Raw genomic sequence first — 22,509 nt, 5'->3', positions numbered from 1 at the left:
AATGGGGGCATCCGATTTCCTGCAGCTCGACTCGCGGCAGGCTCCTGCCGGGGAGCGGACCGCATGGCTGGCGAGTCGGCTGCGCGCCGCCGTCGCGGACGGACGGCTCTCGGAGGGCGCGCGTCTTCCTGCGACCCGCGTGCTCGCCGCCGAGCTCGGGCTTGCCAGGGGCACTGTCGCCGAGGCCTATCGCCGCCTGCTGGAGGAGGGTCTGCTGGCCACCAACCGCGGCGGTGGCACGATCGTCACCGGCGGCCATCGCACGAGTGTCGCGGAGTCGGCCGCAACTCCGAACGCGGCGGCGAGCGGATCCGCGCCGGATGGTCCTGCCCCGGTGCCTGCACGCGGCCCTGCAGCGGGGCCCGTGGCGCCCGCTCCCCTCCTCGACCTCTCGACCGGCTTGCCTGACCTGTCGGCATTTCCCCGTGCTGCGTGGCTGCGCGCTGAGCGCGAGGTGCTCGACACGGCAGGCGCCAGGGAGCTCGGTTACAGCAGACCGGAGGGGCCCCTCGTGCTGCGCGAGGCGCTCTCCGAGTGGCTGGCACGCAGCCGGGGCGTCGTCTCCTCGCCCGACGACGTCATCGTCACGGCCGGGGTGGCCGGCGCGATCGCTCTCCTGGCGCAGACGCTGCGCACGCACGGCCTTACGACCTGGGCGATGGAGGATCCCGGGTCGACGGGCACGCGCCGCTTGCTGGACTACTGGGTCGAGAAGACGGTTCCGGTGAACGTCGACGACGACGGGATCGACATCGACGCCCTGCGCAGCACGGGAACACGCGCCGTCATCGTCACACCGGCGCACGAGTATCCGACCGGGGTGGTGCTCGCGCCCGAGCGTCGTCGGGCACTCGTCGACTGGGCCGACAAGGGCGACGGCATCGTGATCGAGGACGACTACGACGCCGAGCACCGCTACGACCGGATGCCCGTTCGCGCCCTTCAATCACTCGCGCCGCACCGCGTCGCCTACGTCTCCAGCCTCTCGAAGACCCTGGCGCCCGCGCTCCGCCTGGGCTGGCTGGTGCCGCCGAAGCACCTGCGTGCCGAGCTCGCCGAGCGACGCTGGGCGAGCGACCTCGGATCGCCCGTCGTCCCGCAGCTCGTGCTGGCGCGGTTGCTGCGGTCAGGCGTGCTCGAGCGGCAGCTCCGCACGTTGCGCACCAGACACAGACAGCGCAGGGACGCCGCGGTTGCCGCGGTATCCCGGTACCTTCCGCAGGCGGAAGTGCAGGGGGTCGCCGCCGGGCTCCATGTGCTGGTGCTGCTTCCCGACCACGTCGACGACGTGAGACTCGCCGAGGATGCGCTGGGGCACGGCATCCGCATCGCGCCGCTGTCGCCCATGCGAAGTCGCACGGGACGGCCGGGAATCGTCATCGCGTACGGGCACCACTCGCCCGCGATCCTCGAGCGAGCGGTGCAGACGATCGGTCGCCTGGTGGGCTGAGCGCACCGCTGGTTGAGCCTGTCGGAACCGGCGTCGACGGGATGGTCTCAACTCAACCGACCGGGAGCGACCTACCGAGCGCTCACCCAGCGCGGGCCGTGCGGTGTCACCGTGACGGTGCGCGGCTCCTCAGCGTCCTCGGCGTCGTCGTCGGTCGCGCCGTCAGTCGTGTCGTCGGCCGACTCGTCAGCTGCGCCGGTGGGGCGCTCGATCGTCACATCGAGCCACGAGTCGGCGACGCCGTCCAGCATGCCGCTGCCCCACTCGACCACCACGACCGATCCGGCGAAGTCGATGTCGAGATCGTCGAGTTCCAGAGCAGACCCGAGACGGTAGGCGTCCACGTGCACGAGCGCCGGTCCGTCCACCAGAGACGGATGCGTGCGCGCCAGCACGAACGTCGGGCTGGTCACCGGTCCCCGCACGCCGAGCCCGTCGCCGAGCCCACGGGTCAGCGTCGTCTTGCCTGCGCCCAGGGGGCCGGTCAGCACCACGAGGTCGCCCGCGCTCAGCAGGCGGCCGAGGTCGCGGCCGAACTCCTCCATCTTCTCGGACGTCGGGATCGTGCGGATGCCGGCCAGTGGCATCCGGGCCCCGTCCGGCGCGCCCGCCTGGCCCGGCCGATCGCCGCTGCGTCGATCGCTGCCCGACCGGTCACTCGCCGACATAGCTCCTCGTCACCCGGCGTCCGAGCCGCGTCACTATCTCGTAGCCGATCGTGTCCGCGGCGCGCGCCCAGTCCTCGGCGGACGGCACGCCCTGCTCGGGATCCCCGAACAGCACCACCTCGTCGCCCACCGACACTCGGCTGTCGCCAACGGCGATGACGATCTGGTCCATCGCCACTCGCCCCGCGATCGGATGCCTCACCCCGCCGATCGACACCTCTGCACGGCCGGATGCCTGCCGCGGCACGCCGTCCGCGTATCCGACGGGCACCAGTGCCAGGTTGGTGTCCTCCGGCGCACGATACGTGTGGCCGTACGAGACGCCCTGGCCCTCCGGGATCCGGCGTACGGCGACCACACGCGATCTCAGCGTCATCGCGGGCCGCAGCCCGAACTCGCTCGGCTCGCGGTCCGGGAACGGCGAGATGCCGTAGACGGAGATGCCGAGGCGCACCGTGTTGTAGCGCGTGCGCGGAAGGGTGAGCGCCGCGCCGCTCGCGGCCAGGTGGACGAACTCCGGATCCAGGCCGGCGCGACCGGCCTCCGCGAGTCCGCTGTCGAACGCGTCGGCCTGGGCGGTATCCGCTTCGGGCGAGGTGCCGGAGAGGTGGCTGAAGACGCCGGCGACCCGCACGGTGCCCTCCGTCTCCGCGGCGCGGGCCGCACGCACTGCCGCGGGCCAGGCATCCGGGGTCACGCCGTTGCGGCTGAGACCGGTGTCGAGCTTGAGGTGGATCACGGCCGCACGACCGGCGCGCTGAGCAGCCTCGACGACGGACGTCAGCTGGTCGAGCGAGGAGACGCCGATCTCGATGTCGTCGGCGATGGCCGCGTCGAAGTCCGTGTCCGGGTCGTGCAGCCAGGCGAGGATCGGCGCCGTGACGCCTTCGTCGCGCAGCTCGAGCGCCTCTGCGAGGTCGGCGACGCACAGGCGATCCGCTCCCCCGGCGAGCGCGGCCCGTGCCGCCTGGACCGCACCGTGGCCGTAGCCGTTGGCCTTGACGACAGCAAACGTGTGCTCGGTGCCGATCGCCGCACGCAGCGTCTCGACGTTGTTGCGGATCGCGCCGAGGTCGACGACCGCCTCACGCAGCGGAGCCTGCTCACTCATCGGCCACCGCCGTTGTCGACTCCGGCTGGTCCGCGGCGACAGCACCACCGGGCTGCACGAGCGGATCCGCGGACTCGGCCACCACGAACGCGCACGCGACGCCTGCGTCGTGCGTCATGGTGAGGTGCCAGCGCACGATTCCGCGGGCTTCCGCGAGCTCGGCGACGGATCCGTGCAACGCCAGGTCCGGGTTTCCGTGCACGTCGGAGACCACCTCGATGTCGATCGCACGGGCGACGTCGCCGCGCCCGAGCGCCTTGATGACTGCTTCCTTCGCCGCGAATCGTGCGGCCAGCGAGTGCAGTGGGAGGTCCCGTTCGCTCTCAGCGAACAACCGCAGGAGGAGCTTCGGCGTGCGTGTGACGGCGCGGTCGAACCGCGCCAGGTCGACGATGTCGACTCCGATGCCCGCGATCATGGCGTTCCTCGCAAGCCGCTCACTGGCATCCGCTTCCGCTCCGACGCACCTATTCCACCGTGACCGACTTGGCGAGGTTGCGCGGCTGGTCCACGTCGAGGCCCTTCGCCGACGCGAGTTCCATGGCGAAGATCTGCAGCGGGATGACGGCCAGCAACGGCTCGAACAGCGGGGCGGCCAGCGGGATGCGCACCACCTCGTCCGCGAACGGCAGCACCGACGCGTCGCCCTCCTCCGCGATCGCCAGCACGCGTGCGCCGCGCGCGCGGATCTCCTGGATGTTCGAGACCACCTTCTTGTGCATCTCGTCCGACCCGCGGGGACTGGGCACGACGACGAACACGGGCTGCCCCGGCTCGATCAGCGCGATCGGACCGTGCTTGAGCTCGCCCGCTGCGAACCCTTCGGCGTGGATGTACGCGAGCTCCTTGAGCTTGAGCGCACCCTCCAGCGCTATCGGGAATCCGACGTGGCGGCCGAGGAAGAGCACGGCGCGGGTGTCGCTCATCCAGTGCGCCAACTGCGCCACCGAATCGCTCGACTCGAGCACGCGTTCGAGCTTGGCGGGGATGGCGGACAGCTCCTCGAGGTTCGCGGCCTGCTCGGCGGGCGTGAGCGTGCCGCGCAGCCGCGCCAGATGCAGCCCGAAAAGGTAGAGGGCAGTGATCTGCGCGACGAACGCCTTCGTTGAGGCGACGGCCACCTCGGGCCCGGCGTGCGTGTACACGGCTCCGTCGGACTCGCGTGGGATCGTCGCACCCTGCGTGTTGCAGATGGACAGCGTCTTCGCACCGGCGGCGCGCGCGAACTTCACGGCCATCAGCGTGTCCATGGTCTCGCCGGACTGGCTGATCGAGACGACGAGCGTCGACGGCCCGATCACCGGATCCCGGTACCGGAACTCGTGGCTGAGCTCGACGTCGACGGGGATCCGCGCCCACTTCTCGATCGCATACGCGCCGACCTGGCCCGCGTACGACGCGGTGCCGCACGCGATGATCGTGATCCGGTCGATTCCGGTCAGCAGATCGTCCAGGTCCTCGAGCTCGGGGATGACGGCGGCACCGTCGTGCACGCGGCCGCGCAGGGTGTTGGCCACGGCATCCGGTTCCTCGGCGATCTCCTTCGCCATGAAGCTCGGCCAGCCGCCCTTGTCGGCGGCTGCGGCGTCCCACGCCACGTCGAACGGCTCCGCCTCGACGGCATCGCCCGCGAAGTCGGTGACGACGACCTCGTCGGGTGTGATGACGACGATCTGGTCCTGACCGATCGCGACCGCGCGACGGGTGTGCTCGACGAAGGCCGCGACATCCGATCCGAGGAAGTTCTCGCCGTCGCCCAGGCCGATCACGAGCGGAGAATTGCGGCGAGCGCCGACGACCACGCCCGGCTGATCCTTGTGAACGGCCAGCAGCGTGAAGGCGCCGTCGAGACAGGCGACGACACGGCGGAACGCCTCGACGAGGTCGCCCGTCGCCCGGTACTCGCGGCCGAGCAGCACGGCGGCCACCTCGGTGTCCGTCTCGCTCGTGAACTCGAAGCCGTCGGCGGCGAGCTCGTCGCGCAGCGCGGCGAAGTTCTCGATGATGCCGTTGTGGATGACGGCCAGCCTGCCGTCGTCGCCCAGGTGCGGATGCGCGTTGCGGTCTGTCGGCCCGCCGTGCGTCGCCCAGCGCGTGTGTCCGATGCCGGTCGAGCCGTTCCCGATCGGATGCCGGCGCAGCTCGTCCTCGAGAACACCCAGCTTTCCCGCCCGTTTGGCGACGTTCAGCTCACCCGTCGCAGCGTCGATGACGGCGACTCCCGCGGAGTCGTAACCCCGGTACTCGAGCCGGCTCAGACCCCCGAGGAGCACCTCAAGGGACCGGTCATTGCCCACGTACCCGACGATTCCGCACATGGCGGCCAAGTCTACCGACTGGCCTGTGCGGCCCGCGTCGCGTGAGGCCCCGCAGCGGCGTCTCGGCCGCGCCCCTTCGACTCGCTCCGCTTGCCCGGGGAGCTCACGCGACTGCGCGCCGGTGCTCGCGCTCCGGGCTCGGCCGACTCCGTCGGCTCGGCAGAGCGAGCGAGCTCGCTCTTCTCTCGCCTCAGTCGTCGGTAAGCTTGTCGCCCATGGCAACGAACGGCACGGCGCAGTCTGCCCAGATCTCCCCGTTCGTCGAACTCGATCGCTCCGACTGGGCGGAACTCGCCCCCAGCACGCCCCAGCCGCTCTCCGAAACGGAGATCGTGCAGTTGCGCGGACTGGGCGATCCGCTCGACATCCGCGAGGTCGCAGAGGTCTACCTTCCGATCAGCCGCCTGGTCAGCATGTACGCAACCGGAACGCAGCGTCTGCACCGTGCGACGAGCGACTTCCTCGGTGAGCGTGCGGCGAAGACGCCCTTCGTGATCGGCGTTGCGGGATCCGTCGCCGTCGGCAAGTCGACGACCGCGCGCCTGCTGCGCGAACTGCTGAGCCGCTGGCCGGCCACACCCAACGTGCAACTCGTCACGACGGACGGATTCCTGCTGCCCAACGCCGAGCTCGAGCGTCGCGGTCTGATGAGCCGCAAGGGATTCCCCGAGTCGTACGACCGCCGCGCGCTGCTGCGCTTCGTCACGGCCGTCAAGAGCGGTGTCGAAGAGGTGCGGGCGCCGTTCTACTCCCACCTCAGCTACGACATCGTGCCGAACGCGCAGGTCGTTGTCCGCCGTCCGGACGTGCTCATCGTCGAGGGTCTCAACGTGCTGCAGCCGGCGGGCGGAGGCAACCGGCTCGCGGTGAGCGACCTCTTCGACTTCAGCGTCTACGTGGATGCCCGTGCCGGCGACATCGAGCGCTGGTACGTCGAGCGGTTCCTGAAGCTGCAGCGGGGCGCGTTCGCCGATCCGAAGTCGTACTTCCACCGGTATGCGCGGCTCACCGAGGAGGAGGCCCGCGCCCAGGCGCTGTCGATCTGGCACGCCATCAACGAGCCGAACCTGCTGCAGAACATCCGCCCGACCCGATCGCGCGCGAAGCTCGTGCTGCGCAAGGGCGGCGATCACACGGTGTCGTCGGTGCTGCTCCGCAAGCTCTAGGACGGCGAGCGACTCGCCGACCGGCAGGGAGTCATCCGGTCCGCTCACAGCCATCGCCCGTAGCGGATACCGCCGCCCGCCCGCTCAGGCCCTCGGCACGATGCGCCCCTCGGGAAGCCGGGCGCGGATCCTGCGGTAACGCGGCTCGAAGACGCGCACCACGACGACGCGCAGCGGACCGGGAAGCCGCCGCAGCATCATCGCCCGTCCCTCGTCGTCTGCCTGCTGAAGGATGCGCGGAGCGAGCATCGCGAGGTCGCGAACAGGCAGGCCCTTGACCATGTCCTTCTCGATGCTCGCCCACTCGTCGCGGCGGACGGCGGTGCGACCGATGGCGAACGCCGTCCGTTCCTCCTCCGCGAGATGGGAGGCGACCGAGGTGTCGAGTTCGGCGAGTTCGGCGAGCAGTGTCGCCCGTTCGTCACCACCAGGGCCGTGGCGCAAAGCGACCTGGAATTCACGCAGGTCGCCGTCGAGTGCTGCAAGGCGCAGTTCCAGGTCGCGGTGCTGATCGGTCAGGCGCGCGAGCGCATCCGAGGAGCGCGGATCCGACGTGGCGAGCTCGGGCCAGATCCGCGTGTCCTCCGTGTGCATGTGGTGCACGAACGACCGTGAGAAGGATGCCCACCACGCCACCAGGGCGCCGACGGCCGCCAGGTCGTCCGCCCTCGCGGCGCGCACCTGGCGGGATGCGTCGGACACGACGGCGCGGATCTGCTCGTGCACGAGCAGCCACCCGCGGGTGTCGTTGTCGTATGAGCCCTCGGCGTGCCTCTCCCCCTCCAGGTTCGGCTCGGATGTAGCTCGTTGATCGGGATTCATGCTGCTGCCCACCTTCCGCATTCGTTCCCTGCCGCCGGTCAGACGCGATCTGAGATGTCGACGCCCACGCGCGGAAACGTCGCGCCAGACAGCAGCGTGGAGAGCTCCCACGCGCGCACAGCATCGCTCCTGCTCCGCACCGGCCGAAACGGGCGGTGCTCCCGCGCCCGCCCGCGCACCTGCAACGGTCCGGACGGGCCGAAGAACCTCGACTCGCGTTGCCGCGTCGACGACTCGCGGTCGGCAAGCGCTGCGTCGATCGCGAGTTCCGCCGGCCGCGCGGCCGCCTCTGCGGACTGGGCAAGCAGCTCGTGATCGGTCAGCCAGCCACCGATCCGCATCTGCACCGAGACCGCATGCTCCGAGCGCGGCACGATGTTCGTCTGGGCTGTGCCCGGATGGGCGAGGTTGCAGGTGAGGCCCCACCCCGCGGCCGCGCTCCGGCGCTGCAGCTCGAAGCAGAACAAAGACACTGCACGTTTCGACGCGCCGTACGCCCGCATCGGACGGTATCCGCGCTCGAACTGCACATCGTTCCAGCGGATGCCGTAACCCGCCGCCGCGAGACTGCTTTGCATCACGACCACTCCTGCGCCGCGGCTCAGCGCCGGAAGCAGGGCTGCAGTGAGCGCGAAATGGCCAAGGTGATTCGTCGCGAAGTGCAGCTCGTATCCATCGACGCTCGTGTGCCGCGTCGGATCCCGCAGCAGCATGATCCCGGCGTTGCAGACGAGGATGTCGATCCGGTGTGCGGTCGCGGCCGTCAGCAGCCGATCCGCGCATCGGCCGACCGAGTCGAGAGACGCGAGGTCCAGGTCGACGAGCGTGATCCGGCTTCGGGGTACCGCGTCCCTGATGCGATCTGCCGCGACAACGCCCTTGTTGCGATCGCGCACCGGGAGCACGAGATCCGCTCCTCGGAGCGCGAGCAGTCGTGCGAGCGCGAAGCCGATGCCGTCGCTTGCGCCGGTGACGACCGCGGTCATGCCTGCGACGGCATCCGGTCGTGCGATCGACGACGTCTTCACCGAAGCCGTAGCGAACATGTCACCCCCTGAGACTCCCTCGACTTCCACTCTCCTTCGGTGTCCGAAGGAGGGACAATACGCAAAGGTGCGTAGTCCGGCTCCCTTGGGGGGAGGGACTCCGGAGGCACGCGGAGGAGGTGGGGCCGTCTGGATGAGTTCACTGCGTTCGCCGGGGATCTGATCGGCCGCGCGCCCGTGCTTGCGGATCGCGCCTCGTACCTGCTTGCCGCCGCGGAAGCCCTGGCTGACATCATTCCCGCCGACTCGGTCGGGTGGATGGAGCAGGGTTCGAGCGCGTCTGCTCCGGAGATCCGTGGGTCCGGTGTCTCGACGCGACCTGCGATCGAGGAGGCATTGCGAGCGACGCTGGTGCAGCATCCGCTCGCCGTCAGTTTCCGCTCGCATCCGGCCGGCCTCGCTCCGCGTCGTATGTCGGACGTCCTTTCGCAGCGGGCACTGCGCCGCACTGTCGTCTACCAGCACGTGTTCGTTCCGATGGGCGACCGCTTCCAGCTCGGTGTTCCCCTTCGGTCGGATGCCGGCGGCCTGACCGCCTGGGCATTCAACCGTTCCGGTCCCGACTTCAGCGACGCCGAGGTGGAGCTGGCTCTTCGGCTGCAGCCCCTGCTCCGGATGCTCGATCGTCTGGCCGGAGCCCTTCCCGACGAGCCGGCCGCCGACGCCGACTCGCACGGCCTCGGCACCCGTGAGGTCGAGGTGCTCCGGCTCCTCGCGGCGGGTCTCACGGCCGGTCAGATCGCCGTCGCGCTCGGCATCAGCGTGCGCACGGTGCACAAGCACCTGGAGAACATGTACGTCAAGCTGGGCGTGCACGATCGTCTGGCGGCCGTGCACGCGGGAATACGTCTTGGGCTCGTACCCGAGGCCAGACGGCAGAGCGTGCGCTGAGCACGCTGTCCCCCACTGCCTCGACGAGCCCGAGCACGCCGAAGACGTCTCGATCGGCGTCAGCGAAGCGAAGACCTTTTCGCTGCCCGCCCTGCGCGACGCCGCTGTGCCGAACGCACGATGTCCACGGGTGCCTGTACCGGGATCGCACCCGTGACGACCGCGTCCACCGCCATCGAGCCGTCCACCGGCCCGATCACCGCGATGGGCGTCGTCGGTGTGGCCGTGCGCGGTTCGACCCGCATCCTGCCGAGCCGGCGGTGTTCCCGCACATAGGCCGGGATGAGAAGAACCGTCGCGCCGAGCCAGGCAAGCGGATTGCTCCAGACGACGCCGACGAAGCCGAAGACGGCTCCGAGCGCGAGTGCCGCCACCACCCGCATGGCGAGTTCGATGACGCCCGTGATCGTGGGCACGAGCGTATGTCCGAGCCCCTGCAGGGCGCCGCGCAGCACGAAGAGCACGCCGAGCGACGAATACAGGCAGCCGTTCACCGTGAGCATGGTCGCGGCGTCGGCGACGACCGCATCGGATCCCTGTCCGACGAACAGTCTGACGATGTGCGAGCCGAAGGCGATGAGGACCGCCCCGAGCACCACGGCAGCGCCGATCGAGATCCAGATCGCCTGGACGACGCCGCGGCGGATGCGGTCTGGACGGCGTCCGCCGAGATTCTGCGCCGCGAACATCGAGACCGCGAGCCCGATCGACTGGAGCAGTGCGACGGCGAGGGAGTCGACGCGGGAGCCCGTCGTGTAGGCGGCGACGGCGCCGGCGCCCAGCTCATTGAGTGCGACCTGCACGGTGAGCGTGCCGATCGCGATGATCGAGGCCTGGAAACCCATCGGCACGCCGACGCGCAGGTGCTCGGACACCTCGGCACGAACGAACCGCCAGTCCTCGCGGTGCAGGTGCAGCACGGGGAGCCGACGACGAACGTACTCGAGGCAGAGCAGAACCGAGACCGCCTGTGCGACGACGGTCGCGAACGCCGCACCACCGACGCCCCAGTCGAGCACACCCACCATGAGCACCACGAGGACCACGTTCAACCCGCACGAGATGGTGAGAAACACGAGCGGGGTGCGGGAGTCGCCGATCGCGCGGATGATCGCCGACAGATAGTTGAAGAACATGACGGCGGAGGCGCCGAGGAAGCTGACCTGCGTGAACTCGGTCGCCTCGGGCAGAAGCACCTCAGGCGTCTGCAGCAGGCGGAGCGCCGGACCGGCCAGAAGAGGCGCCGCAACCGTGAGCACGATGCTCATCCCGCCCGTGAGGGTCGTGCCGATCGCCACGGACCGGCGCACCGCCGCGTAGTCGCGTGCGCCGAACGCCTGCGCGGTCGGGATCGCGAAGCCCGAGGTGACTCCCCAGGCGAACCCGAGCAGGAGGAACAGCAGGCTTCCCGTCGCGCCGACCGCGGCGAGCGAATCGACGCCGAGGCTGCGCCCGACGACGATCGCGTCGCCGATCTGGTACAGCTGCTGCACGACGTTGCCGATGAGCAGCGGTACAGCGAAGACGAGGATGACGCGCCAGGGCGCACCCGTAGTGAGAGTTCTGGCCATGGAGTTCTCGGGTGAAGTGAAGACAGCGGAAGGCGAAGGTCACGACCCCAGGGACGGCGGACGCGCAGCACCGATCATATCGAATCGATTCGAAACGATGCAGGTCCAGACCGGCGCGACATGGCCGCTCGACCTACAGCGAGAGCCGTACCCGCACAACCTCGGCGAGCGCGTGGGCGTGCAGATCGGCTGTCGCCTGGTCAGCGGCCTCTACCATCACGCGCACCATCGGCTCCGTGCCCGAAGGACGCAGCAGCACGCGGCCCGTCGATCCGAGCAGCTCTTCGGCCTCGCGCACGGCCTCGGCGATGATCTCGTCGTCTGCGAGCCTGTGGTGGTCGACGCCGCGCACGTTGACGAGGATCTGCGGGTACACCGTCATGCACGATGCGAGCTCACCGAGCGACTTGCCCTTGCGCGCCATCTCGCTGACGAGCTGGAGACCGGTCAGGATGCCGTCGCCCGTCGTCGCGAACTCGCTCATGATGACGTGGCCGGACTGCTCCCCGCCGAGGGAGAATCCGCTCTCGTTCATCTTCTCGAGCACGTAGCGGTCGCCGACACTGGTCTGCACGACGTCGATGCCGTGCTGCTCCATGGCCAGCCGCAGCCCGAGATTGCTCATCACCGTCGTGACGAGGGTGTTCGCGTGCAGCTTGCCGCGCTCGGACATGCTGAGCGCGAGGATCGCCATGATCTGGTCGCCGTCGACGATGTTGCCGTCCGCATCGACGGCGAGGCAGCGGTCCGCGTCGCCGTCGTGAGCGATGCCGACGTCGGCTCCGGTCTCGACGACCGCTGCTGCGAGCTTGTCGAGGTGAGTCGACCCGACACCGTCGTTGATGTTGATGCCGTCGGGATCGTCGCCGATCACGGTGACGCGTGCTCCGGCATCCGTGAAGACCTCGGGCGAGATGCCCGCCGCAGCGCCGTTCGCGCAGTCGATCAGCACGTGGATGCCGTCGAGCCTGTGCGGCAGGCTGCCGAGGAGATGCAGCACGTAGCGGTCTTCGGCATCCGCGAATCGGCGGATGCGCCCCACTTCCGCTCCGGTCGGCGTCAGCTTGGGCTTGCCCAGCGCCGCCTCGATGCGGTCTTCGACCACATCGGGCAGCTTCGTGCCGCCGCGGGCGAAGATCTTGATCCCGTTGTCGGGGGCCGGGTTGTGCGACGCCGAGATCATGACGCCGAAATCGGCGCCGATGTCGGCGATGAGGAAGGCGGCCGCCGGGGTCGGGATCACCCCGGCGTCGAGCACGTCGACACCGGAGCTCGCCAGACCCGCGGCGACCGCCGCCAGGAGGAATTCGCCGGAGACCCGAGGATCGCGCGCGACGACCGCGACGGGACGCTTGCCCTGGGCGCGACGCGCCTCAGCGCTGCGTCCTTGGCCGAGCACGACGGCGGCGGCCTGGGCGACGCCCAGGGCCAGATCCGCCGTCAGCTCTCCATTCGCGAGTCCGCGAACACCATCCGTACCGAAAAGGCGTGCCATAGGAGACGCAGCCTACGACGGCAGGATCAACGCTTCGAGTACTGCGGGGCCTTGCGGGCCTTCTTGAGACCCGCCTTCTTGCGCTCGATCACGCGCGCGTCGCGGCTGAGGAAGCCTGCCTTCTTGAGCGCGGGACGGTTGTTCTCGCGGTCGATCTCGTTCAGGGCGCGTGCGATCGCGAGGCGCAGGGCGCCGGCCTGGCCGGAGGGGCCGCCACCGGTGATGCGAGCGATCACGTCGTAGCTGCCGAGGAGGTCGAGCACCTTGAACGGGTCGGTGATGAGCTGCTGGTGCAGCTTGTTCGGGAAGTACTCGGCGAACTCACGGCGGTTGACCGTGATGGTGCCGGAGCCCGGAACGAGACGCACGCGGGCGATGGCCTGCTTGCGACGGCCGACGGCCGCACCGGGAACATTGAGAACGGCACGGGGCGCTGCTGGCGCCTCGGTGGCCGGGGTTTCGGTCGTGAAGCTCTGCGGCACGTCCTGAGCCTCGAGCTGGTCGGAGATCTTCGCCACGATGGAATCTGTCCTTGTCTGAAGTCGAGAAGAGTTCTGGAGACCGGCGCTTACTGGGCGACCTGGTCGAAGGTGTAGGTCTTCGGCTGCTGGGCGGCGTGCGGGTGCTCGCTGCCCGTGTAGACCTTGAGCTTGCGCAGCTGCGCGCGACCGATCGTGTTCTTCGGCAGCATGCCGCGAACGGCCTTCTCGACGGCGCGAACAGGGTTCTTCTCGAGAAGCTCGGAGTAGCTGGTGGCCGTGAGACCGCCCGGGTAACCGGAGTGGCGGTAGGCCTTCTTCTGCAGCGCCTTCTGACCGGTCAGTGCGACCTTGTCGGCGTTGATGATGATGACGAAGTCACCGGTGTCGACGTGCGGAGCGAACGTCGGCTTGTTCTTGCCGCGCAGGATGGCGGCGGTGTGGCTGGCCAGACGGCCGAGCACGACGTCGGTGGCGTCGATGATGACCCAGTCGCGCTGGATCTCGGATGCCTTGGGGCTGAAAGTGCGCGTCACAGTAGTGGCTGCTTTCTTGGTCGTGGTTGGGTTGGTCGTGAATCCCGCTCCGGTGGGTGTTGCCGCATCGATGATCCGGTAACGCTCGGGTGGAGGGCTCAACTACGGATGCCGCCGCAGTAGGCGGACACCAAGGGCCAAGCTTACCGGACGCCTTCACCATCGTCCAATCGGCGGCGAAGCCTGTCGCCACGATCGGCCACGCGACCTTTCCTGTCCGTTCACTCATCCGCCACCGTCGGGTCCGATCGCGTACCTAGCTTGACGGCATGTCCAGTCCCGAGCGCACCGTCGCCGTCATCCCCGCCAGGGCGGGATCGGTCGGCGTGCCAGGCAAGAACCTGCGTGACGTGGGCGGCGTTCCGCTCGTGACGCGGGCTGTCGCGACGGCGCTGGCCGCGGCATCCGTCGACCGCGTCGTCGTGTCGACCGACGGTCTCGAGATCGCCTCGGTCGCGGCGGAGGCCGGTGCGGATGTCATCATGCGGCCGGCCGCGCTCTCCACCGGCACGGCGTCGAGCGAGAGTGCCATCACGCACGCACTCGACGTGCTCGCCGAGCGCGGCATCGAGCCCACGACCGTCGTCTTCCTGCAGGCGACCAGCCCGTTCACGCGTGCGAGCGATCTCGACGCCGCCGTCGAGCTGGTGCGCTCCGGCGAGCGCGACGTCGTCTTCGCGGCTGTCGAGACTCACGCGTTCGTGTGGCGCATCGACGGTGAAGGGCAGGCACGGGGCGTCAACCACGACCCCTCGTACCGTCCGATGCGTCAGGACCGGGAACCCCAGTACCAGGAGACGGGCGCGTTCTACGTGCTCGATGCCGCAGGCTTCCGGCGCAGCGGCTATCGGTTCTTCGGCCGCGTCGGCGTCGCCGTGACTCCCGACGCGATCGACATCGACACGGAGTACGACCTCCGACTGGCGGATGCCGTCGCTCGCCTCGCCGACGGCGATCCGTCGCTTCTTCCGGGTGCGCGATCCGTTTCGGCCCAGACCGCGACCGTCGGCGCACGCGCCGCCGTTGCACGGGACGCCGCTTCCTCGAACGGCACGGACCCGCTCGTGCCGGAGTCGATGCCCGCATCCGGAGGCCGAGGCCGCGACCGGGTGACGCGTCCGCTGTGGGATCCGTCGAGCATGGCCGCGGAGCTCGAAGCAGAGCTCGGCGACGGGTTCGGCGAGAGATTCGGCCAGGGCCTCGACTCCCGTCACGAGCCGCATGACGACCTCGCGCTCATCGAGGCCGTCGTCACCGACTTCGACGGCGTGCACACCGACGACCGTGTGCAGCTGGACCAGAACGGCGTCGAATCCGTGACCGTCAACCGCCGGGACGGACTGGGCGTGCGGATGCTGCTTCAGGCGGGGATCCCGGTGCTCATCCTCTCGACCGAGACGAACCCGGTCGTCGCCGCCCGGGCGGCGAAGCTCGGCGTGCCCGTTCTGCAGGGCATCGACGACAAGGCGGCCGCACTGGACGACTGGGCTGCGGATTCCGGCATCCGGCTCGACCGCGTCGCCTACCTCGGCAACGACGTGAACGACCTGGGGGCGCTGCGCGCGGTCGGCTGGCCGTTCGCCGTCAGCGACGCCCACCCGCGCGCGATCGCGGCATCGAGGCGAGTGCTCGCATCCCCCGGCGGTGCCGGCGCGGTGCGCGAGCTCGCCGAACTCATCCTCGAACGGAAGGCCTGACCATGACCGACACCACAGTGCGCATCGGATCGAACCGGATCGGCGCTGGCGAGCCCGCCTACGTGATCGGCGAGATCGGACTCAACCACAACGGCGACGTGGCCATCGCCAAGCGCCTCATCGACGTGGCAGCGGATGCCGGAGCCCAGGCCGTCAAGTTCCAGAAGCGCACTCCGGCGATCTCCACACCCGAGCACATGAAGAACACGCCGCGGCAGACGCCGTGGGGAGAGATGACCTACCTCGAATACCGGTACCGCGTCGAATTCGACCGCGATCAGTACGTGGAACTCGGCGACCACGCCACCATGCGCGGACTGGACTGGTTCGCCTCCCCGTGGGACGTGCCATCGGTCGAGTTCCTCGAGGACCTCAACGTGTGCGCCTTCAAGGTGGCGTCGGCGTCGGTGACGGACTTCGAACTGCTCGCCGCGATCCGCGCGACCGGCAAGCCGGTGATCCTCTCGACGGGGATGTCGACGATGGAGCAGATCGACCGGGCGGTGGCAGCGCTGCACGGATCCCCGCTCGTGGTGTTGCACGCCACGTCCACGTATCCGCTTCCGGCCGAAGAGGCCAACCTGCGGATGATCCCCACGCTGCGCGATCGCTTCCCCGGTGTGCCGATCGGATACTCCGGACACGAGCCGGGGCTCCAGATCTCGCTGGCTGCCGTCGCACTCGGCGCTGTCGCGGTCGAGCGGCACATCACGCTGGATCGCACGATGTGGGGCAGCGACCACGCTGCGTCTCTGGAACCGCAGGGGCTGCAGCACCTGGTGCGAGACATCCGCGTCATCGAGCAGGCCATGGGCGACGGCGTGAAGCGAGTCTTCCCCGGTGAGCTCGCGCCGCTCGCCAAGCTGCGCCGGGTGGAGGCGTAGACCGTGCCCCGCAGGATTCTCGGCATCGTCGACTCCGACTCGTTCGTCAAGTGGGGCGCAAGCCTGCTGTCGACGCTCCCGGCCGACTGGGAGACCTCGCTCGTCGCGGTGAACACGGCCGCGACCGCGAGCGATGCCCAGCTCGCCAACGCGCTGCGCGGTTCGACGGCACCGGGAGCCCCCGCCCTCCGCTCCATCGACGGCACGGAGGTCGAGCGTCTGCCCCGTGCGGAGATCGTCGATCGCGTGCGCCGGCAGCAGCCCGACGCCGTGCTCGTCGCGACACGCGGGCCTATCGCCGAGGTGCTCATCGACGAGCTGATCAGACGCGTCCCGCGGCGTCCCGTGATCGTCACGGGGCTGCCCGGCATCTCCACCCCGGCGAAGTGGAAGGGTCTCTTCCTGCGCGCCCAGGCCGATCTGTTCGTGCTGCACAGCCACCGCGAGATTCGCGAATACCGCACGCTGGCCGCCGCACACGACATGACGCACCGCTTCGGGCTGTCGACGCTGCCGTTCTTGCATGCTGCACGGGGCATACACGGCGCCGACCATCGCGACAGCATCGTGTTCGCCGCCCAGCCCACCGTTCCAGCGGGCATCGAGGCCAGGCGGATGCTCATGGGCTGGCTCGCCGAGACCGCCCGCGAGCATCCGCACCTGCGCGTCGTCGTCAAGATCCGCGCCACCAGCGGCGAAGGACAGACGCACAAGGAGCGGCATCCGTTCCCGGATCTCATGCCGGATGATACCCCGGCCAACCTGGTCGTCGAGACCGGGTCGATGGGCGATCACCTCGCCCGCGCCGTCGGATTCGTCACCGTCAGTTCGACCGCCACGCTGGAGGCGATCGCGCACGACGTGCCAGCGCTCGTGCTGGCGGATTTCGGCGTCAGCGGCAAGCTCATCAACGAGGTGTTCATGGGCAGCGGGCTGCTCGGCACGTCTCGTGATCTCGTGGCGGGACGATTCAAGCGTGTGATCGACGGATGGCGCGAGGACAACTACTTCCATCCGGCCGACGACGACGACTGGGCGCAGCAGCTGCAGATGCTCGTGGCCCTGCGCGAGGCGCATCGTCTTCCGGTGCGCAACGCGGTGCGGATCAGCCGTGGCGGGCCACTGCGTCGCGCCTGGGAACGCAAGCGCGCGTTCGGACAGCACGACCACAGCGCGATCGGATACGTCGCCCTCGCCGTCGGCACCCCGCTGCGCATCGCGCGCAACGCCGCCTACGCTGCGCTCCCCCGGGTGAGCCGCGCGGAGCCGGTCGACACGCTCGTGCTGCCGGAGTCCGACGAGACCGCGTACGGCGAGCAGTCGACGGCCCCCGAGATGCTCGTCGGACCCGGCACGCACGTCGCCGCGTGACGTCAGCGCACCGGGCGGCTCACAGCACGCGTTTCGCGCGCGTCTGCTCGGCGCGTGCAGCGAGCTCCGACCCGTGCGGATAGCCGACCTCCATGAGAGTGAGGCCCTTCGCCGGCATCACCTTGAAGGCGCTGGTACGTGCGCCGACGTCGCGCAGGAGCACCAGGTCGGCCGGATCGAGCTTGCCCTCGCCGACGGCGACGCACGCGCCGACGAGCGCCCGCACCATGCTGTGGCAGAACGCATCGGCGCGCACCGTCGCGACCAGCACGCCGTCCGCGTTCCGCGCCCATCCGAATGCCTGCAGCGTGCGGATCGTGGTCGCGCCCTCTCGCGGCTTGCAGTATGCGGCGAAGTCGTGGAGGCCGAGCAGGGTGCCGGCCGCGGCATCCATCGACTCGACGTCGAGCGTCGTCGGGTACCAGACCGTGCTCGCCCTGGTCAGCGGGTTCCTCGGAGCGGCGGCATCGGCGATGCGGTACTCGTACCGCCGCCACACGGCGGAGAAGCGGGCGTCGAATCCCGCCGAGGCCAGCTCGGCCCCGGTGACGACCACGTCGGAGTCGGCTGCCCCGAGGATGCCGGTGACCCGTCTGCGGAGTGCGGCGGCGGCATCCGCGTCGTCGGCCTGGTTCCGCGGCTTGCGCGGACGCAGAAGCGACGCGACCTGATCCGACGTGAGGTCGACGTGCGCGACCTGACCGAGTGCGTGCACCCCGGCATCGGTCCGTCCGGCGACCGTGAGGGTCGGTGCCGGATCGTGCCTGCGGAAGAGCGTGCGGAGGGCCTCCTCGAGCAACCCCTGGACTGTGCGCAGTCCAGGCTGACGTGTCCAACCGTTGAAGGCGGTGCCGTCGTACGCGATCTGCAACCGGATGCGCGTCATCGTCGTCGCGTCGATGTCTGCACTGCCGTCGCTCACGCGGTCATTGTACGGGTCGCCCGGCAGGCGCACGGAGCTTCCCGGGTCGCCCGACCGGCGGACGGCGCCCGGGCGACCCGACTCGTGGTCAGCGCAGATGCCAGAGGCGTGGCAGCACGATGAAGCTCCTCGTGACGGGCCGGGCGGCGAGGAATCCTGCTCCGCCAGGCTGCGTCGCCGTGATGCTGCAGATGCCGACATGGGTCAGATGCACCGTCGTGCCGGTGACCGTGCACGCTCCTGCAGCGGAGAACGAGACCGCCTCACCGGAGCTCGCCGTGGCATCCACCGCGAAGTCGGCCGTGCCGGAGACGCGTGTGCGCAGGGGTGCGAACGCGATGGTCTGGGCGACCGGCTTCGCATACACCTGCGCTTCCACGATTCCCGCGGCCCAGTCCGCCTCGTTGCCATTGTGGTCGTTCACGACCTTGCTGACGCTCACTCGCACATACCGGTACGAGCCGGCGAGGTCGTCGCTCGTGAAGCCCGTGCTGCGGTTGGCGAGCCTGCTCACGATCCGGACCCAGGTGTTGCCGTCAGCGCTGCCCTCGATGGTGTAGCCGCTGTAGGTTTCGGATCCGTTGTAGCTGCGCCAGCTCAGATCGACGCGGCTGAGGTCGAACGATCGTCCGAGATCGACCTGCCAGGTGTATGGCACGATCGAAGGTTCGAAGAAGTTCGTGTCGTCGCCGCTCGTGTTCAGGTTGACGACGTCTCCGTCGACGGCGTCTGCTGCCGGATGCCCGGCTGCTGTGCTGCTCGCGACCGCCGGCTTGCCCTGCGACACCAGCTGAACAGAGGGCGACGTGGCCAGCCCCGTCTTCGTGTCGAAGCCCAGCGTCGGCCGGTAGTCCATGCTCACCGCAGGCGCCGCCCCGTCGATTCCCGTGAAGTCGAGCGGAAGCCAGACGTAGGTGGATGCGCCGAGCGTCTCCGGATTCCAGTGGTCGCCGGCGTAGAGGTACTGCGTGCCGCCCTTGGCCTGCACCGTGACGATGCTGGTCGGCTGACTGTAGAACGTCGTGTTGTTGCCGACGGGCTTCAGTGCCGACCATCCGTTCGGATCCGAGATGTCCTTCGTGTACGAGTACATGGCCTGGTTCGGGTACCAGCCCGACTGGCTCGAGGTGAACACGAAGTAGTAATCGCCCACCTTCACGAGCGCAGGCGCCTCGCGTCGCTGACCGGCGAAGAGAACATACGAGTCCTGCCAGTCCACGTCCGTGTCACCGTCGATGAGCTTGTAGACGCGCATGTCGGTGCCGTTCTGGGTCGAGACGATGTACGCCTCCCCGCTTGTCGGGTCTTGGTACACGGTGAAGTCGCGCGATCCGTAGCCCCACAGGTCGTCACCGCCCGTGTACGTCGGGTCGGCATCAGCGCTCGTCACGTATCCCGCCCCTGGCCGGAAGTCGCGCTGGAAGCGGTAGTCGCCGTCCACGGTCGAACTCGTCGCCACCATGAGGTGCGAGGCCGAGTAGTTGCCGGTCTGCTCCCAGTGCGCCCAGAGCACGAAGGTCTTCGTCTGCGTGTCATAGACGATCTTCGGCCGCTCGATGTTGCAGTCCGCGAGGGCGGCCGCACTGGATGCCGTCAGCACGTCGTGATCGAACGTCCAGTTGGTGAGATCCTTCGACTTGTACATGCTGAGCGCCGAGAACTTCGTCGTGTTGTCCGACTTGTTCTCGCCGATCCAGTAGTACCAACTGCCCACTTTGATGACTCCGCCGCCGTGCGCCTGGATCGGATCGCCCGACGTGTCGTACCAGGTGTGCTCGTTCGGGATCGCGGAGTAGCTCGCCGGATCCGGTTCGATGTCGTATGCGACCTGCGTGTCCTTGCTCGCCGTTCCGTCGCTGAAGGCGATCGCGTCGAGCGTCTCGGACTTCGACACCGTGATCGGCCCCGAGTAGAGCGTTCCGTTCGTCGCGGATGCGCTCGATCCGTCGGTCGTGTAGTAGATGACCGAGCTCGGAGTCGTCGTCTGCAGCGTCACCTTCTGCGCGTCTTTGTAGACGCCGCCTGCGACGCTCACGGTCGGGGCCGCCACGACGAAGGGGGCGGTGTCGATGCTCACAGCGCCGGCTGCGATACCGAACCAGCTGATCACCGGTGCCCCGCTTTGCCCGCCGATGGTGACCTGGAGCTTCTCGGGTCCGGCCGCCGCCTGGGCCGCGGTCACCGTGAACTGCCCGGTCACCATGGTCGTCGACGGACCGAGGCTTCCATTCGCCGTGCTGATCAGCACACCGGTCGCGATCGGCGTCGTCGTGCCATCGGCCGCCACCATCGCCACGTTCAGATCCCGGTTGTTCCACCACTCCTGAAAACCCGCCGTCACGGTGTACGTGCCCGCAGTCAGGGGAAGGTCGTAGATGATCGGCTTCGACGTGCTCCCTGCGCCGAGCGCATAGAGGCCGCTCGCGTACTTGTCCGTGCTGGTCGAGCCGCGCTGCGCGACGTACGCGTTCTGGTCGTTGACATAGCCCCAGGTCGCGGATCCGGTGAACTGCTGGTCCGCGACTGTGTTCTGCAGGGTGCCGTGCAGCACGCTCGCGACGCTGTCGTAGGCGGGCGTCGAGGTCTGCATCCCGCTGTCGACGAAGTACACAGAGCTCGGCGGAACGACCTCCACCTGCGCAGTGACCGCGAGGCCGTTCACAGTGCCGACGACCGAGTAGGTCTGGTACGCGCGCGAGAACGTGTACCCGGCCAGGTTCCACTCGACGGCCTCGGTCTGCTGCCCGGATGCCGTGTTGACAGCGACATGCGCGGGCAGACTCGGCGCCTTCCCCGTGGTCGTCGCCACCGTCACGGGCGTGACGAGCGAGGTGGGTGTCTGGTCGGCCGCGCTCGCCGCGACCGGAACCAGCGTTCCCGCCAGCACGGCGGATGCCGTGACGACGGCGCCGAGGATCGCTCGCCGACTTCTCGGCAATCGACTTCCCAGCGGTCGACGTCGCCGGGCGCCGAGGTCGATGACGGATCCGGGTGTCGGATGCATCGTTCGCTCGTCTGCCATTCCTGCCGGATCGGGTCTCCTGGACGTCTTCGTCATGGACGGGCCTCTCTGCCACGTGGTCGTGCTCGGATGCGAGCCTCGGGCGCCGATCCGTCGGCGGTTCCTCGCGTGACTCGCGGAATGTTTACGCAAACATCAGCCCGACGCTAGCGATGACGAAGATGCAGGGTCAAGCATCCGCACAGACTCGAACATGTCCGGCCATCGTCGTACAGCTGCCCATCCTCTTTCGTCCGTCGAGGCTCATCCCACCCTCGTACTAGACCTGCACGCCGAGGCCAGGTGCGTCGGCACAAGTCTCGCCGCTGATACCTAGTGTCGCTGGAGACTGTGCGACGGACGCGCCTCGACCACGACGAAGCCCTCCGATCCCGAAGGATCAGAGGGCTTCGTGCGGTGTCGCTGACGACTATGCGCCGTTCCGACGACGCAGCGTCTCGTGAACTACTTGGCGTCCTCGCCGGCGTCGACGCTCTCGTCGTCGGTGTCGGTCGCCTCGACGGCCTCCTCGGCCTCGTCAGCAGCCTCGGACTCGACGGCTTCGCTTTCCGGCGTCTCCTCGACCTCGGTGGCCTCGGCGTCTGCGGTGGTCTCCTCGACCGCCTCCGCCTTGGCTGCCTCCTCGGCCGCGACCTTGGCAGCAGGCGATACCGGACCGGCCGATGCCTTGCGCTTCGGGGTCACGGGCTCGAGAACGAGCTCGATGACGGCCATGGGCGCGTTGTCGCCCTTGCGGTTGCCGATCTTGGTGATGCGCGTGTAACCGCCCTGACGGTCGGCCACCTGCGGCGCGATCACGTCGAACAGCTCGTAGACCACACCCTTGTCCTGGATCACCGCGAGCACGCGACGGCGTGCGTGCAGGTCACCGCGCTTGGCGAACGTGATCAGGCGCTCGGCGAGCGGACGAAGACGCTTGGCCTTGGTCTCGGTCGTCGTGATGCGCTTGTGCGTGAAGAGGGCAGCAGCCAGGTTCGCGAGCAGCAGACGCTCGTGGGCAGGGCCGCCTCCGAGACGGGGGCCCTTTGTCGGCTTAGGCATTATCGTGTTTCTCCGTTGT

At 69.0% G+C, this 22,509-nt stretch carries 19 protein-coding genes; 6 read left to right on the top strand and 13 right to left on the bottom strand.

Annotation, left to right across the window (positions count from 1 at the left end; translation table 11 throughout):
* Position 1 precedes the first annotated feature (1 nt).
* Positions 2–1,450: a MocR-like pyridoxine biosynthesis transcription factor PdxR gene (gene pdxR / locus ACX9R5_RS07105; RefSeq protein WP_459408286.1), complete on the top strand. Its 1,449-nt coding sequence runs from the start codon at positions 2–4 to the stop codon at positions 1,448–1,450.
* 71 nt (positions 1,451–1,521) lie between these two features.
* Here pdxR and tsaE read toward each other — a convergent pair whose 3' ends face one another.
* The 4 genes from tsaE to glmS all read right to left on the bottom strand — a co-directional run bounded on the left by tsaE (position 1,522) and on the right by glmS (position 5,547).
* Entirely contained in the window at positions 1,522–2,037 is a 516-nt protein-coding gene (gene tsaE / locus ACX9R5_RS07100; protein ID WP_459409046.1) for a tRNA (adenosine(37)-N6)-threonylcarbamoyltransferase complex ATPase subunit type 1 TsaE, read from the bottom strand.
* 67 nt (positions 2,038–2,104) lie between these two features.
* The gene (alr, locus tag ACX9R5_RS07095; protein ID WP_459408285.1) at positions 2,105–3,229 is read right to left on the bottom strand and encodes an alanine racemase; all 1,125 of its coding nucleotides are present in this window, start codon (positions 3,227–3,229) and stop codon (positions 2,105–2,107) included.
* Positions 3,222–3,647, bottom strand: coding sequence for a holo-ACP synthase (locus tag ACX9R5_RS07090; RefSeq protein WP_459408284.1), 426 nt, complete (start codon positions 3,645–3,647; stop codon positions 3,222–3,224). Before ACX9R5_RS07090 ends, alr begins: the two co-directional genes overlap by 8 nt.
* 49 nt (positions 3,648–3,696) lie before the next feature.
* Positions 3,697–5,547 carry a glutamine--fructose-6-phosphate transaminase (isomerizing) gene (glmS, locus tag ACX9R5_RS07085; protein ID WP_459408283.1) on the bottom strand — a complete coding sequence of 617 codons (1,851 nt, stop codon included), beginning with the start codon at positions 5,545–5,547 and terminating at the stop codon, positions 3,697–3,699.
* Positions 5,548–5,762: 215 nt separating this feature from the next.
* Between glmS and coaA the strand changes: the two genes are divergently transcribed.
* Positions 5,763–6,713 carry a type I pantothenate kinase gene (coaA, locus tag ACX9R5_RS07080; RefSeq protein ID WP_459408282.1) on the top strand — a complete coding sequence of 317 codons (951 nt, stop codon included), beginning with the start codon at positions 5,763–5,765 and terminating at the stop codon, positions 6,711–6,713.
* Positions 6,714–6,797: 84 nt separating this feature from the next.
* On the opposite strand, the gene ACX9R5_RS07075 is transcribed toward coaA, so the two are convergent.
* Positions 6,798–7,535 carry a hemerythrin domain-containing protein gene (locus tag ACX9R5_RS07075; RefSeq protein WP_459408281.1) on the bottom strand — a complete coding sequence of 246 codons (738 nt, stop codon included), beginning with the start codon at positions 7,533–7,535 and terminating at the stop codon, positions 6,798–6,800.
* 38 nt (positions 7,536–7,573) lie between these two features.
* Complete coding sequence (locus ACX9R5_RS07070; protein WP_459408280.1) at positions 7,574–8,581, bottom strand: SDR family oxidoreductase; 1,008 nt, start codon at positions 8,579–8,581, stop codon at positions 7,574–7,576.
* 177 nt (positions 8,582–8,758) lie between these two features.
* On the opposite strand from ACX9R5_RS07070, the gene ACX9R5_RS07065 reads away from it, so the two are divergent.
* Positions 8,759–9,472, top strand: a complete 714-nt coding sequence (locus ACX9R5_RS07065; RefSeq protein ID WP_459408279.1) for a response regulator transcription factor — start codon at positions 8,759–8,761, stop codon at positions 9,470–9,472.
* A 59-nt stretch (positions 9,473–9,531) separates the two neighbouring features.
* On the opposite strand, the gene ACX9R5_RS07060 is transcribed toward ACX9R5_RS07065, so the two are convergent.
* The 4 genes from ACX9R5_RS07060 to rplM all read right to left on the bottom strand — a co-directional run bounded on the left by ACX9R5_RS07060 (position 9,532) and on the right by rplM (position 13,553).
* Entirely contained in the window at positions 9,532–11,043 is a 1,512-nt protein-coding gene (locus tag ACX9R5_RS07060; RefSeq protein WP_459408278.1) for an MATE family efflux transporter, read from the bottom strand.
* Between the two features lie 133 nt (positions 11,044–11,176).
* Positions 11,177–12,538, bottom strand: coding sequence for a phosphoglucosamine mutase (glmM, locus tag ACX9R5_RS07055; protein ID WP_459408277.1), 1,362 nt, complete (start codon positions 12,536–12,538; stop codon positions 11,177–11,179).
* A gap of 26 nt (positions 12,539–12,564) precedes the next feature.
* A complete protein-coding gene (gene rpsI / locus ACX9R5_RS07050) occupies positions 12,565–13,056 on the bottom strand; it encodes a 30S ribosomal protein S9 (RefSeq protein WP_459408276.1) in 492 nt (163 codons plus the stop codon).
* A 50-nt stretch (positions 13,057–13,106) separates the two neighbouring features.
* Entirely contained in the window at positions 13,107–13,553 is a 447-nt protein-coding gene (gene rplM, locus ACX9R5_RS07045) for a 50S ribosomal protein L13 (protein WP_459408275.1), read from the bottom strand.
* Between the two features lie 269 nt (positions 13,554–13,822).
* Between rplM and ACX9R5_RS07040 the strand changes: the two genes are divergently transcribed.
* Genes ACX9R5_RS07040 through ACX9R5_RS07030 form a run of 3 tightly spaced genes read left to right on the top strand, consistent with a single transcriptional unit; the run spans position 13,823 to position 17,505 of the window.
* The gene (locus ACX9R5_RS07040; RefSeq protein WP_459408274.1) at positions 13,823–15,250 is read left to right on the top strand and encodes a cytidylyltransferase domain-containing protein; all 1,428 of its coding nucleotides are present in this window, start codon (positions 13,823–13,825) and stop codon (positions 15,248–15,250) included.
* 2 nt (positions 15,251–15,252) lie between these two features.
* Positions 15,253–16,134, top strand: coding sequence for an N-acetylneuraminate synthase family protein (locus ACX9R5_RS07035; RefSeq protein ID WP_459408273.1), 882 nt, complete (start codon positions 15,253–15,255; stop codon positions 16,132–16,134).
* A 3-nt stretch (positions 16,135–16,137) separates the two neighbouring features.
* Positions 16,138–17,505: a DUF6716 putative glycosyltransferase gene (locus ACX9R5_RS07030; protein ID WP_459408272.1), complete on the top strand. Its 1,368-nt coding sequence runs from the start codon at positions 16,138–16,140 to the stop codon at positions 17,503–17,505.
* A 19-nt stretch (positions 17,506–17,524) separates the two neighbouring features.
* Here the strand turns inward: ACX9R5_RS07030 and truA are convergent, their stop codons facing one another.
* The 3 genes from truA to rplQ all read right to left on the bottom strand — a co-directional run bounded on the left by truA (position 17,525) and on the right by rplQ (position 22,490).
* A complete protein-coding gene (truA, locus tag ACX9R5_RS07025) occupies positions 17,525–18,391 on the bottom strand; it encodes a tRNA pseudouridine(38-40) synthase TruA (protein WP_459409045.1) in 867 nt (288 codons plus the stop codon).
* A gap of 124 nt (positions 18,392–18,515) precedes the next feature.
* Positions 18,516–21,431, bottom strand: a complete 2,916-nt coding sequence (locus tag ACX9R5_RS07020) for a chitobiase/beta-hexosaminidase C-terminal domain-containing protein (RefSeq protein WP_459408271.1) — start codon at positions 21,429–21,431, stop codon at positions 18,516–18,518.
* A gap of 462 nt (positions 21,432–21,893) precedes the next feature.
* The gene (gene rplQ, locus ACX9R5_RS07015; RefSeq protein ID WP_459408270.1) at positions 21,894–22,490 is read right to left on the bottom strand and encodes a 50S ribosomal protein L17; all 597 of its coding nucleotides are present in this window, start codon (positions 22,488–22,490) and stop codon (positions 21,894–21,896) included.
* Positions 22,491–22,509 lie beyond the last annotated feature (19 nt).

Source organism: Rathayibacter sp. CAU 1779 (assembly GCF_054551755.1).
The sequence above is the reverse complement of the archived record's forward strand: the minus strand, read 5'-3'. Positions and strand labels throughout refer to the sequence as shown.